Annotated in this window: 9 protein-coding genes; 3 read left to right on the forward strand and 6 right to left on the reverse strand. The window is 70.1% G+C overall.

The annotated features are described in order from the left end of the window. Positions 1-38 precede the first annotated feature (38 nt). Positions 39-3,656: a PAS domain S-box protein gene (locus RAH40_RS19180; protein WP_306599217.1), complete on the forward strand. Its 3,618-nt coding sequence runs from the start codon at positions 39-41 to the stop codon at positions 3,654-3,656. A 4-nt stretch (positions 3,657-3,660) separates the two neighbouring features. On the opposite strand, the gene RAH40_RS19185 is transcribed toward RAH40_RS19180, so the two are convergent. The 3 genes from RAH40_RS19185 to ubiE all read right to left on the reverse strand — a co-directional run bounded on the left by RAH40_RS19185 (position 3,661) and on the right by ubiE (position 5,335). Next, complete coding sequence (locus RAH40_RS19185) at positions 3,661-4,302, reverse strand: MarC family protein (protein ID WP_306599218.1); 642 nt, start codon at positions 4,300-4,302, stop codon at positions 3,661-3,663. Positions 4,303-4,366: 64 nt separating this feature from the next. Next, positions 4,367-4,567 carry a hypothetical protein gene (locus tag RAH40_RS19190; RefSeq protein ID WP_306599219.1) on the reverse strand — a complete coding sequence of 67 codons (201 nt, stop codon included), beginning with the start codon at positions 4,565-4,567 and terminating at the stop codon, positions 4,367-4,369. A 75-nt stretch (positions 4,568-4,642) separates the two neighbouring features. After that, positions 4,643-5,335: a bifunctional demethylmenaquinone methyltransferase/2-methoxy-6-polyprenyl-1,4-benzoquinol methylase UbiE gene (gene ubiE, locus RAH40_RS19195; RefSeq protein ID WP_306599220.1), complete on the reverse strand. Its 693-nt coding sequence runs from the start codon at positions 5,333-5,335 to the stop codon at positions 4,643-4,645. 112 nt (positions 5,336-5,447) lie between these two features. On the opposite strand from ubiE, the gene RAH40_RS19200 reads away from it, so the two are divergent. After that, complete coding sequence (locus RAH40_RS19200; RefSeq protein ID WP_306599221.1) at positions 5,448-7,205, forward strand: acyl-CoA dehydrogenase family protein; 1,758 nt, start codon at positions 5,448-5,450, stop codon at positions 7,203-7,205. On the opposite strand, the gene RAH40_RS19205 is transcribed toward RAH40_RS19200, so the two are convergent. Continuing rightward, the gene (locus RAH40_RS19205; protein ID WP_306602314.1) at positions 7,184-9,082 is read right to left on the reverse strand and encodes an erythromycin esterase family protein; all 1,899 of its coding nucleotides are present in this window, start codon (positions 9,080-9,082) and stop codon (positions 7,184-7,186) included. The two genes, RAH40_RS19200 and RAH40_RS19205, sit on opposite strands and share 22 nt — an antisense overlap. Before the next feature lie 481 nt (positions 9,083-9,563). On the opposite strand from RAH40_RS19205, the gene RAH40_RS19210 reads away from it, so the two are divergent. Next, on the forward strand, positions 9,564-10,043 hold the full coding sequence (locus tag RAH40_RS19210) for a carbohydrate-binding protein (protein WP_306599222.1): 480 nt from the start codon (positions 9,564-9,566) through the stop codon (positions 10,041-10,043). Here the strand turns inward: RAH40_RS19210 and RAH40_RS19215 are convergent. Continuing rightward, positions 10,027-10,371: a DMT family protein gene (locus RAH40_RS19215; RefSeq protein WP_306599223.1), complete on the reverse strand. Its 345-nt coding sequence runs from the start codon at positions 10,369-10,371 to the stop codon at positions 10,027-10,029. The two genes, RAH40_RS19210 and RAH40_RS19215, sit on opposite strands and share 17 nt — an antisense overlap. Continuing rightward, entirely contained in the window at positions 10,368-12,659 is a 2,292-nt protein-coding gene (locus RAH40_RS19220; protein ID WP_306599224.1) for an ATP-binding protein, read from the reverse strand. The genes RAH40_RS19215 and RAH40_RS19220 overlap by 4 nt, the downstream gene beginning before the upstream one ends. Positions 12,660-12,690 lie beyond the last annotated feature (31 nt).

Below are 12,690 nucleotides of genomic sequence, written 5' to 3' on the forward strand. Positions count from 1 at the left end.
CAATTGGTTATGCTTTAGGTCAGAAAGCCCCTTACGAGATGAATCCCGAATCAAGCCCTTCCAGAGGTTCCACAGCCATCCTCCGGGTGGTGCTCTACTATGCCGGCTTCTCGGCCCTGTGGATCCTCCTCTCGGACCGGCTGGTGATGCTGGTGGCCCGGGGGGCCGACCAGATCGCCATGCTGAGCACCCTGAAGGGATGGTTCTACGTGGGGGTGACCTCCCTGCTGCTCTACCGGGCGATGAAGCGGCACCTGATTCCCGCGCTGACCGGCGAACGGCGGGCCCGGGCCCGGCTCATCGTGCCGCCGGTCGCGATCCTGGGCGTGGTGATCCTGGCCCTGGTGTGGGGCGGCATCCACCAGGCGTACCGCCAGCTGGAGGCGACCGAGGCCGCCCGGCTCCAGGCCATCGCCGACAACAAGGCCCTGCAGGTGTCGGAATGGGTCCAGGAACGGCGCGGGGACGTCACCTTCGCCTCCTCCTCCCGGTTCTGGTCCAGGGCCTACTACGCGTGGCGGAAAAGCGGCGATCCCGATGAACGGGAGCGCCTCTTCGGGAACCTGGAGGCCTACCGGGACCTCAAGGGCTTCCAGGGCCTCATGGTCATCGACGACCAGCTCACCGTGCATTCCTTCCCGGCGGTGCGGGCCCCTTCACCGGACCTGATGGAGGCCGTGAAGGCCACATTGGCCGACCGGGCCAGCCGGGTGGTCGGCCCGTACCGGGACGCCGCCGGCGCCCTGCACCTGGACTTCCTGGCGCCCATGGCGCCCGCCGGGGACCGGCCGGGGCCGCTGCTGGTCCTCACGGTGGACCCCGTCGTCCAGCTCTTCCCGAGGCTCCATGCGTGGCCGGTGCCGACCACCACGGGCGAGGCGGTGCTGTTCCGGCGCAAGGGCGACCAGGTGGAGTATCTCAGCGGCTCCCCGCAGAACCCCGACCGCCAGATCCAGATGACCCGGCCGATGGCCGCCAGCGAGCTGGTCACCGCCCAGGTCCTCCGGGGCGCCGCGCCCCAGGGGGCCTTCGTCAAGGGCAAGGACTACAACGGGGAGCCGGTGGCGGGCGTGATCCACGCGGTGAAGGGAACGGACTGGTTCCTCGTCGCCAAGATCGACCAGTCCGAGCTCTATGCCGCGGCCCGCAATCAGGTGGCGGTCATCGGCCTCGCGGGGCTCCTGGCGATGTTCCTGGCGGTGCTGGTGGACCGCATGTTCCGCCAGCACCGGATCCTGGCGCAGGCCGAGCGGGACCGGAGCCTCCAGGCGGAGCGCCTCCGGGCCCTGCGGCTCCTGGACGGCATCGCCACCGCGTCCAGCGACGCCATCTACGCCAAGGACCGGGGGGGGCGCTACCTGCTCTTCAACCCCGAGGCCGAGCGGGCCTTCGGGATGAAGGCCGCCGACGTCCTGGGGAAGGAACCCTACCGGCCCGGGGCTTCGGACGAGGATTCCGCGATCCTGCAGCGGGGCAGCGCCCGCACCCTGGAGGAGGTGCTGGACACGCCCCAGGGGCCCCGGACCTTCCTGGTCACCAAGGGGCCGCTGCGGGACACGCAGGGCGGCATCATGGGCCACTACGGCATCGCCAAGGACATCACCGAGCGCAAGCTGGCCGAGCAGAGCCTGGCCGCCCAGAACCGCCTCCTGGAGCGGGTCGCCTCGGGCGAGCCCATCCAGGAGCTGCTGGACGCCATCACCGGCACCCTGGAGCAGCTGGCCCCGGGCGCCATGGCCTCGATCCTCCTCACGGGCGGCGCCGACGGCCGGCTCCGGTTCGGGTCCCACGCCGGCCTGCCGGAGGCCTTCTGCAAGGTCCTGGAGGGCGTTCCCGTGGCCGAGGGGCTCGGGCCGTGTCCCACGGCGGCCTTCCGCAGGGAACCCGTCATCGTGGAGGACATCCGGACCGATGACCGCTTCCAGGGACACTTCCGCTCCTGGATGGAGGAGGCGGGCCTGCGCTCCGTGTGGTCCACGCCCATCCTGGACTCCTCCGGCAACGTGCTGGGTTCCCTGGGGCTCTACCACCGCGAGCCCGGCGCGCCCGGGCCCTTCGATCAGAGCATCATGGCCATGGCCACCCACGTGGCCGCCATCGCGCTGGAGGGCCACCTCGAGGAGCGGGCCCTCCAGGAGAGCTGGCTCCGCTTCCGCCAGCTCTTCGAGGCCGCGCCCGTGCCCATGTGCATCCTGGGGGAGGGCGGCCTCATGGTGGCCCTCAACGGGCAGTTCAACCGGACCTTCGGGTACAGCCTGGACGAGATCGGATCCCTGTCCCGGTGGCTGGAGCGCGCCTACCCCGACCCGGTGCGCCGGGAGGAGGCCCGGGCCTGGTGGGAGATCCGGTCCGCCCCGGGCGGCGGGGCGCCGCCCGTGGAGACCACCCTGGCCTGCCTGGACGGGCAGGAGCGGACGGTGCTCCTTTCGGCCACCGCCATCGGCGGGGAGTTCCTCCTCACGCTGTCCGACATCACGGAGCGGGTGAAGGCGGAGCGGGACCGCCAGGCGCTTCAGGCCGAGATGCAGCATTCCCAAAAGATGGAATCCATCGGGCGCCTCGCCGGGGGTGTGGCCCACGACTTCAACAACATGCTCGGCGTGATCGTGGCGAACGCGGAGGTGGGCCTCCTGCACACGCCGCCCGGCAAGAGCCAGGACCGCTTCGAGGAGATCAAGAAGGCAGCCATGAGGTCGGCGGACCTCACCCGCCAGCTCCTGGCCTTCGCCCGCAAGCAGGCCGTGTCGCCGTCGGTCATCGACCTCAACGAGGCCATCCCCGGCATGCTCCAGATGCTCTCGCGCCTGATCGGGGAGAACATCACCCTGGACTACACCCAGCGCGACGGCCTCTGGGCGATCCGCATGGACCCCACCCAGGTGGACCAGATCCTTGCGAACCTGGCCGTGAACGCCCGGGACGCCATCGCGGGGGTGGGCTGCATGGCCATCCGCACGGAAAACCGCGTGCTGCGGGAGGGCGATCCAATGCCCGGCCACAACGCCCGCCCCGGCGAGTACGTGGTCCTGGAGGTGAGCGACACCGGCTGCGGCATGGACGCGGAGGTCCTGGGCCACATCTTCGAGCCCTTCTTCACCACCAAGGCCATCGGGAAGGGCACGGGCCTCGGACTGGCGACGGTGTACGGGATCGTGAAGCAGAACGACGGCTTCATCGAGGTGCGCAGCGCCCCCGGCCAGGGGACCACCTTCCGGGTGCACCTGCCGCGCCACGCGGGCGCCGCGGAGAAGGCCGCCGCCCCGGGGGCGGACCGCCTGTCCGCTGGCGGCCGCGAGTGCGTCCTGGTGGTGGAGGACGAGCCCATGCATCTGGATGTCACCGTCATGCTCCTGGGCAGCCTGGGGTACCGGACCCTGGCCGCGGCCTCGCCCAGCGAGGCCCTGGCCTTCCTTCGAAATCCCAGCCTCGACATCGGCCTCCTGCTCACCGACGTGATCATGCCGGAGATGAACGGCCGGGAGCTGGCGGAGCGCGCGCGGAGGCTGCGTCCGGAACTGAAGTGCCTGCTCATGTCCGGCTACACCGCCGACGTCATGGAGCACCACGGCGTGGTGGAAGGCGACCTGAAGGTCATGGGCAAGCCCTTCACCCTGGAGGTCCTGGCCGAGCGCGTGCGGACGGCCCTGGACGCCTAGGATTTCAGAGGGTACGGATCAGTTCCCTGAGTCCGTTCCACACGATCTGAACCCCGATGGCCAGCAGCACGAAGGCCGAGATCTGGCTCACCGTGGCCGCCCCGGTGGGTCCCATCTTCCGGATCACCGCGCCGGAGAAGCGGTAGAAGATGTAGACGGCCAGCGCGGCCAGGGCGATGCCGCCGGCCACGGCGGCGTAGCGGAGCAGCACCGGCGGGTCCAGGAGGTTGCCGGCGGGCACGAGGCTGAGGGTGACGGCCATGGTGCCCGGCCCGGCGGTGACCGGCAGGGTCAGGGGGAAGAAGGCCTTGTCCTTCATGCTGACCTGGATCTCGGCCTTCTCCGACTCCGTCATCCGGGGATCCCGGTTGAGCATGTGCCAGGCGGAGTGGAAGAGCAGCAGGCCCCCGGCCACGCTGATGACGGGGATGGAGATGCCCAGGAGCTTGAGCATCCAGCCCCCGATGAAGAGCAGGGAGGTGAGGAGGGCGAAGGTGTAGATGCCGATGAGGCGGGCCAGCCGGTTCCGCTCCGGTTCCTGCACGTGACCCGTGAGCTGCAGGAACACCGGCGCCATGGCCGGCGGGTTCAGGATGGGGAACAGGGCGAGGAAGGTGAAGAACGTGAGGTACAGCGTTCCAGGCATGGGTCGTCCGGTGCGCGGAACCCCCACCGGCGCGGCCGGGGGGGTCCGGAAGTTCAGGCGGGCGCTACTTGCCGCGGTTGGAGGAGCGGGTGTGGCCCTGGACGGTGCCCTTCTCGGCGGAACGGGCGTTGGGCTTGGTGCCCTTGGGGCCCATGCCGGTGGCCTTCTTCAGGGCCGGCACATGGGATTCGGTGTGGGTCTCGGCCTTTTTGGCGGGGAGCTTGCTCAGGAGGTCGGCGGTGATGGAAGGATCGGGTTTGGACACGGCGGAACCTCGCTTTTGAAGGATCGGGTTGGGGGGCTGGAGCCCGGATTCCAGTGTAACACCCCTGTCCCGCCCCTATTTCACGCCCAGGTGCAGGGCCACGATGCCGCCCGTGAGGTCGGTCCACCCCACCTCCCGGAACCCGGCCTCCGCGAGCTCCCGGGCCAGGCTGGGCTGGTCGGGGAAGGAGCGGATGCTCTCGGGCAGGTAGGTGTAGGCTCCGGGGTCTCCGCTGATCCAGCCTCCCACCTTCGGGAGGATCCTGCGGCTGTAGAGGTCGTAGAAGGCCCGAAGCCACGCGAAGCGGGGCCGGCTGAACTCCAGGATGGTGAGCCGGCCCCCGGGCCGCAGGACCCGCCGGAACTCCCCGTAGGCCAGGGCGCGGTCCTCGACGTTGCGGATGCCGTAGCAGATGGTGATGCCGTCGAAGGTCTCCGCCCGGAAGGGCAGGTGCTGGGCGTCGGCGCCCACGGAGGCCCAGATGAGGCGTTCCCGCCCCTTCCTGCGGAACTTGCCCGGGCCCAGGCGCAGCATCTCCTGGGTGAAATCCGTGGAGATCACCTCCGCTCCGCGCCGGGCCAGGGCCAGGGAGGAGTCCCCCGTGCCCGCGGCCACGTCCAGGTAGCGCCGGCCCGGGGCGGCCCCGGAGGCCCTGGCCATGCGGCGCCACCAGTAGAAATCCGTGCCGAGGGAGAGAACATGATTGAGCAGGTCATATTTGCCGGCTATGCCGGAGAACATGGCCTGGACTTTACTTCCCTCTGGCATGCGTGTCACCTCCATCACATGATCCACGGTCCGGGACCCTTGTGTCAGCCCATCCGGTTAAACTGTGAACTTCACAAGTCCGGGTTATGCCCATCCCCCCCTTGGAGGATTCATGGAAGTCAGTGCCAGCGAGAAGCTCTTCGGAGGCAGTTTCCTCCTTTCGGCCATCGGTTCCCAGCCCCAGTTCACCCCCGAGGAGCTGAGCGACGAGACCAAGGCCATCGGGGAAGCCGCCCGGGACTTCATGGAAGGGGAGGTCCTGCCCCAGGACGCGGCCCTGGACCAGGTGGACCTGGAGCTGAGCCGGGACCTGCTCCGCAAGGCCGGCGAGCTGGGCCTGCTGAGCCTGGAGATCCCCGAAGCCTACGACGGCATGGACCTGGACAAGAAGACCGGCCTGGTGCTCCTGGAGGAGGTCGGCAAGCAGGCTTCCTTCTCCGTGAGCTACGGCGCCCACACCGGCATCGGCACCCTGCCCATCGTCTACTTCGGGTCCCCTGAGCAGAAGGCCAAGTACCTCCCGCTCCTGGCCTCCGGCGAGAAGCTGGCCGCCTACGCCCTCACCGAGGCCGGCTCGGGCTCGGACGCCATGAACGCCAAGACCACCGCCGTCCTGGACGGCGACCACTGGGTGCTCAACGGCGGCAAGATGTGGATCACCAACGCCGGTTTCGCCGACGTCTTCGTGGTCTTCGCCAAGGTCGACGGCCGCAAGTTCAGCGCGTTCATCGTCGAGAAGGAGGACCCCGGGTTCTCCACCGGCCTCGAGGAGCACAAGCTGGGCATCAAGGGCTCCTCCACCCGCGCCCTCATCATGGAGAACTGCCGCATCCCCAAGGACCGCCTCCTGGGCGAGGTGGGACGCGGGCACCGCATCGCCTTCGGCATCCTGAACATCGGCCGCTTCAAGCTGGGCGCCGGCTGCACCGGCACCGCCAAGGTGGTCCTCGAATACACGATCAAGTACACCGGCGAGCGCCAGCAGTTCGGCAAGCCCCTGCACGCCTTCGGCCTCATCCAGTCCAAGCTGGCCGACATCGGCACCCGCATCTTCGTGGGCGAGGCCATGAATTTCCGCACCATCGGCTACGTCGACGAGCGCATGCACGCCATCAGCTGGGACCAGGAGGGCGCCGCCAAGGCCAAGCTCGACATCATGGACGAGTACGCCATGGAGGCCTCCATCGCCAAGGTGTGGGGCTCGGAAGCCCTCTTCCTGTCCGCGGACGACGCGGTGCAGGCCTTCGGCGGCTACGGCTTCTCCAGCGAGTACCCCCCCGAGAAGATCTACCGCGACAACCGCATCAACCGCATCTTCGAGGGCACCAACGAGATCAACCGGCTCATCATCGCCGGCGCCCTGTTCAAGCGCGCCAGCAACGGCTCCCTGCCCCTGGACCGCTCCACCGCCAACGTCCCCGAGGCCCCCGAGGGTCCCATGGGCCGTTCCATGCACGCCGTGGAGCTGGCCAAGCGCCTCTGCATCTACGCCTCGGCCGCGGCCCTGGACGTGTGCGGCCAGAAGCTCATCGAGAACCAGGAGGCCGCCGCCCGCGTCGCCGACATGCTCACCGAGATCTACGCCATGGAGAGCGCCGTGGTGCGCGCCGCGAAGATGACCGAGGGCGGCCACCGCTGGGCCGGGCTGGCCCGGCAGTTCGCCGACGTCTACGTGAACGAGGCCTGGCACAAGGTGCAGGTCAACGCCCGCATGCTGCTGGCCGAGGTGCTCGAAGGCGGGGACCTGGACAAGGGCCTGGGCGACCTGGAGGCCTTCGCCGGCTTCGTTCCCGCCTCCAGCTCGAAGCTGCGCGCCGCCATCGCCGCCCAGCTCATCGAGAAGGGGTCCTACCCCATCGTCCAGTACTGACAGGGCGCCGTTTCCGCGAAGAACGCCAGGGCATCGTACCGGTCCACCACGGGATCCATCACCATGGATTCCGCAGGGTGGGCCGGATCGTATTCCAGGTTGACGAACCAGGTTCCCTGCGGTTCGCTCAGCCAGCGCCGGACCGGTCCCGCCGAAGGGACCTTCCGGAGGTCCAGGAAGAACCTGGGCTCCCCGGTCGAGGCCAGGGCGGCATCCAGCGTCCCCCGAGCCATCGGTTCCACGGTGCGGGGCACCGGTTCGAGAATTCCTCCCAACGTCCTGAAGGCCAGGAACCCCCCCCGGCCGAAGGCGGTTCCCAGCGCCACGTAGCCCGGGCCGAGGCCCTGGCTGAGCCGCCAGCCCAGGGTCGGGAATCCGCAGGGGCCCTGGGCAGCCTTGGTGATGTGCCCGTTGTGGGCCCACAGGAGGACACGGGCGCCGACCCCCTCCTGGCGGAGGACCCAGTACACGTTTTCAGCCATGGCATTTTCCCTCGCCTCAAGCCCTCTCGGGACATCCCCGGCCACGGGGATGAACTGCCCCAGGACCACCAGGGCCTGGCGCTGGCGGGCGAAACCGGTCTCCCCCGCGGCCCGGATGAAGGCCTTCTTCCGGGCGTCCATCCGCGCCAGCAGCCCGTCCAGCGCCGCCCTCCAGGCGATCCGGTTCGGCGGTGCGGTCACCTTGGCGATGGGCTGTGCCAGCAAGAGTCCCTTCACGCGGCGTTCCAGCACCCTTGCGGATTCTGGATCCGTCCTCCGGAAGAAAGCCAGGGCATGGTGGAAGGGAGGGCCCGGATCCATCATGTCGATGCCATGGACCCTGATCCTCGAGCCGCGGTCCCGCTCCAGGTTGTGGGTCCTCAGGGCGACAAGCAGGTTCCGGAATTCCAGCACCCGGAAGGGGGGCGGGAGCGCGGGAAGGGGGTCCGGACCGTCGCCCTGGACATAGGCGTCCACCCCGAACGCCTCGACCAGGCCCATCTCCAATGCGAGGGCGCGCACCGATCCCGCTTGGGCCAGCGACATCAAGGTGAGGTGGACCAGCTGGGCGAATTCGCGGGTTCCGTGGGTGGCTTCGCCCATGCCGAAGACCTGGCCGGATCGGGCCAGGGCCAGCAGGGCAGGATCGAGGGCCTCGTCCCGTTCCGGATCCGCCAGGGAGACCGCCTCCCTTCTGATCCAGGTTCCCACGTCCGCCGGGGCCGGGCTGGGCTCCGGAAGCAGCTCCGGATTCCATTCAAGGGGGGATTTCCCGACCTCGAGCCACGCCGCTGGCGCCCGGCCTCTTTTCCCGACGGCCGAAAGGCCGTACCGCCCCTCGTCAAGGGCCACCTGGAAGGCCCCGGACCGGGTCCGTACCCACCGCACCTGATCGAACCGCAACACCGCCGTCCCATCCGATGGAACCAGAGCGATCACGCCCTCCACCCCAGGCCTTCCCTTCCCTCCGCCCAGGCGTCCCCGCAGGACGGTTCCTCCCGACCTCAGGCGCAGTGGAAAGGGCAGGACAAAGGTTTCCCCCGGGGTCAGCGTGACCCGGCCGACGTTGGCCCCCGCCAGGGTTGGGTGACTAGCGGAAATGCCGTAGGCCCCGGCGGGGCGATGAATCCGGAAGGCGCCCATGCTGTCCGTGCGGACCCAGGCGATGGACGCAGCTTCGACCGGGCTGCGCATGTCGGCGGGGAAAACCGCCACCTCCACGCCCTTCAAGAATGCGCCATCCGGCCCCTGCACCCGGCCCTCCAGCGTTCCCTTTACGGTGCCGCAGTGGAGGACCAGGGCCAAGGTGCAAAGGAGGATCAGCCGGAATCCTGCCGGGGCAGGTTCCCTGAGGTCCTGTGACCGGTCAGGGGCGTCGCAGCTGTGGCTGACCATAACCCGTGGCAAGGCGATGCTTCAGTAATTCAACGTTCCAATTCGGGTCAGGGGGGGCAAGGATCGCTGGGTTGGCTCTGGTCAGCGTCTCGAACCGCTCCCTGGCCTCAGCCTGTCGAGCCGCCAGGTATAGGTCATGGGGATCAGGTCCCGGATTGAGCGGGGTCCCCTTGATGACCAATCTGACGGTTCTGAACATCCCTCCATGGATGGTCGATAGGGCATGCTCATCCACCCTCTGAATTGAATCAGGTAGGTTTTTCATGTAGGTCTCCTCCTGCTAGGAGCCGGTGCTACCGGACGGTCTGAAATTCCAGGCCCGGACCCTCCAGGCCCACCTTTGATGTGTCCCATTTCCGATCAAGGTGCCAGGGCCGTACCGAAGGGGGCCGTGCGAACGTTGCTGCCGCGGGTCCTCCCTCCTGGCCGTTGCGTTCCACCCGGCCGGAGGCGCATAGTGGTTCCGGCCGTGGAGGTTCCCATGCTGTCCCACACCCTGCTGCTGGCCGTCCTCGTCGCCCCCGCCCAGAGCGTCCATCCCCCCTGGGCCCCGGGCGTGGCCTACAACGTCCGGGATCTGGTGAGCTACCTGGGGGTGGAGTACGTGTGCTGGCAGGCGCACACTTCCCGCGCGGGGCTGGAGCCCCCGGCGGCGCCCTCCCTGTGGCGGGTGTTCTCCGGGCGGGAGACGGCCGTCCCTGCGGTGCCCCTGGGGCTGGCGGCCGTGGCGGTGGGACCCGCCCGGATCGTCGTCACCTGGAGCCTGGTCCCGGGCGCCACCGGCTACGACCTCCTGGTGGATGGAACCGTGGTGGGCGGGGCGGCGAGCCCCTACCAGCACAAGGGGCTGACCCCCGGCTCGGCCCACGCCTACCGGGTGCGGGCGGTGAACGAGGGCGTCAGCAGTGCCTGGAGCGAGGCCGTCACCTGCTCGACGGAGCGGGCTACCTCCGGAAAGTGAAGAACACCGCCCCCACCAGGCACAGCGCGGCCCAGACGTGGTTGAGGGTGAGCCGCTCGCGCATGTAGAACACCGCGAACACCGCGAAGACGCAGAGGGTGACCACCTCCTGGATCACCTTCAGCTGGGGCAGGGAGTAGCGCCCGTAGCCGATGCGGTTGGCCGGGACCATGAGCGAGTACTCGAAGAAGGCGATGCCCCAGCTGGTGAGGATGGCCACCAGGAGCGGGGCGTCCCGCTGGGACTTCAGGTGCCCGTACCAGGCGAAGGTCATGAAGACGTTGGAGACCACCAGCAGCGTGATGGGGAGCCAGGTGCGGACGGTCATGGAGCTCCTCTGCGGAAGGCCTGGGGACCCCGGGCCAGGAACGGGGCCAGGGCCTCCTCGAGACGGGCGCAGGCCTCCTGCCATTCCGGCCCGGCGGAATCCGGAAGGTCCTCCAGGTACGCGGCGGCGGCGCCGGCCGCGTCCAGGCCGAGGTTGCCGGCGAGCCCCCGGAGGTCGTGGGCGAGGCGTCGGGCGCCGGCGAGGTCCCCCCGGGCCGCGGCCTCCCGGAGGTGGGCGGGCAGGATGGGCTCGTCCAGGAAGCCCTTCATGAAGTTCGCCAGGAGATCCCGTCTCCCGCCCGCGCGGGCCAGGGCCCGGGGCAGGTCCAGGACGCCGGACAGGGCCTCCAGGGGGTCGGGGCGCGCCCGCAGCGCCAGGGCCTCGAGCAGGTTCCGGGCCTCGAGGGGCTTGGGGAGGCACGCGGCCATGCCCGCCTCCAGGCACCGTTGCCGGGCGCCGGCCTCCGCGGTCATGGCCAGGATGGGCAGGCCCAGGCCCAGGGCCCCCAGGCGCCGCGCGGCCTCGAAGCCGTCCATGCCCGGCAGGTGGAGATCCATGAGCACGGCGTCGTACGGAGCCTCCCGGGCCCGGTCCAGGGCCGCCTCCCCGGTGCCGGCGGTGTCCACCTCCGCGCCGGCCTCCCGCAGGAGGGCCTCGGCCAGCTCGCGGTTCAGGGCGTTGTCCTCCACCAGCAGCACCCGCCGGCCGCGCAGGTCCGCGGACTCCGCGGGCGCGAGCTCCAGGGAGAAGGAGAAGGTGCTGCCGGCGCCGGGTTCCGAGGCCACGGCGAGGGTCCCGCCCATGAGCTCCACGAGGCGGCTGGCGATGGAAAGGCCGAGGCCGGTGCCCCCGTAGCGCCGGGCGATGCTCTCGTCGGCCTGGGCGTAGGGGGAGAAGAGCCGTTCCGCCTGGTCCGGGGCGATGCCGATCCCCGTGTCGGCCACGGAAAAGAGCAGCGGCCCCTGGCCGGCCTCCACCCGCACCGCGACGCTTCCCGCGGTCGTGAACTTGACGGCGTTGCCCACCAGGTTGGCCAGGACCTGGGTGAGGCGGTGCGCGTCGCCCACGACCGGGGGGAGCTCCACGGACGCCACCTCCAGGGCGAGGCCCTTTTCCAGGGCGGCCTGGGAGAAGAGGTCGCGGATGTCCGCCAGCACGTCCTGGACGCGGAAGGGCAGGGCCTCCAGGGAGACCTTCCCGGCCTCCATCTTCGAGAAGTCGAGGATCTCGTCCACCACGGCCATGAGGGAGCGGCCCGAGAGGTCGATCTTCCGCAGGCAGTCCTCGGCGCGGGGCGGCAGGGCCTCGGCCCGGGCCAGGCGGGTGAAGCCCAGCACCGCGTTCATGGGCGTGCGGATCTCGTGGCTCATGCGGGCCAGGAATTCGCTCCGGGCCTGGGCCTGGGCCTCCCGCGCCCGCAGTTCCCGTTCCCGCTCCTCCCGGTCGCGCAGTTCGGCCGCCAGGGTCTGCTGCAGGAGCTTGGCCGCGGCCAGGTTGCACAGGGAGGCCACGAACCGCAGGTCCAGCTCCGTGAAGGGGCCGCGGCCCCGGTTGGAGTCGAAGTAGAAGAGGCCCAGGGTCCGGCCGTCGAATTCCAGGGGCACGGCCATGGCCGAGGCCGTGCGGGACTCGGCCAGGAGCCCGTCCGGGACCGCGGGCTCGCGGAAGAGCCTGGCGGCGCGCCGGGAGATCGTGGCCTCCAGGGTGGAGGTGGGCAGCCCCAGCGGGCTGTCCGGGTCCTGGGCGCGCACCGCCACCGGCACCAGGGCGCCGTGCGCGTCCTTGAGGAGCACCGCCCCCCGGGAGGCGCCGAGGAAGGTGAAGAGGCGATCCAGCAGGTCCCCCAGGAGCCTCCCGGGCTCCAGATCCTTGAGCATCATGAGGCTCAGCTCGTGGAGGAGCTCCAGGGCCTCCCGCCAGTTGAGCAGGCCTTCCTGGGCGCCGGCCCAGAGCCGGACGTCCTCCAGGGCCAGGGAGGTCTCCTCGAGGGCCGCCGGGGCCGCGGGCTCGAGGCGGAGCTCGAGGGGTCCCAGGGTGATCCGGTCCCCGGGCGCGACGCGCACGGGGGCGTTGACGCGCGCGCCGTTGCGGAAGCTGCCGTGGCGGGACCCGAGGTCCTCCAGCCACACCCCGTCCTCCTTCCACGCGAACCGCGCGTGGCGCCGGCTGATGGCGGCGTCCTGGAGCAGGATGTCCACGCCCGGGGCCCGCCCCAGCACCAGCTCCGCGCGTTCCCTGCCCAGCAGGAAGGGCGGGTGGCCGGGAGCGTGGAGGGTGAAGCGGTTCATGCGAATATGATACGTGCACCCGGCAGGAGGG

Origin of the sequence: Geothrix sp. 21YS21S-2 (assembly GCF_030846775.1) — a bacterium.
GTDB lineage: Bacteria > Acidobacteriota > Holophagae > Holophagales > Holophagaceae > Mesoterricola.

Excerpts from the sequence above, each read along its gene's own strand:
- RAH40_RS19180 (WP_306599217.1), top strand. The coding sequence starts at position 39 with ATGAATCCCGAATCAAGCCCTTCCAGAGGTTCCACAGCCATCCTCCGG.
- RAH40_RS19185 (WP_306599218.1), bottom strand. The coding sequence starts at position 4,302 with ATGCCTGGAACGCTGTACCTCACGTTCTTCACCTTCCTCGCCCTGTTC.
- ubiE (WP_306599220.1), bottom strand. The coding sequence starts at position 5,335 with ATGCCAGAGGGAAGTAAAGTCCAGGCCATGTTCTCCGGCATAGCCGGC.
- RAH40_RS19200 (WP_306599221.1), top strand. The coding sequence starts at position 5,448 with ATGGAAGTCAGTGCCAGCGAGAAGCTCTTCGGAGGCAGTTTCCTCCTT.
- RAH40_RS19205 (WP_306602314.1), bottom strand. The coding sequence starts at position 9,082 with ATGGTCAGCCACAGCTGCGACGCCCCTGACCGGTCACAGGACCTCAGG.
- RAH40_RS19210 (WP_306599222.1), top strand. The coding sequence starts at position 9,564 with ATGCTGTCCCACACCCTGCTGCTGGCCGTCCTCGTCGCCCCCGCCCAG.
- RAH40_RS19215 (WP_306599223.1), bottom strand. The coding sequence starts at position 10,371 with ATGACCGTCCGCACCTGGCTCCCCATCACGCTGCTGGTGGTCTCCAAC.
- RAH40_RS19220 (WP_306599224.1), bottom strand. The coding sequence starts at position 12,659 with ATGAACCGCTTCACCCTCCACGCTCCCGGCCACCCGCCCTTCCTGCTG.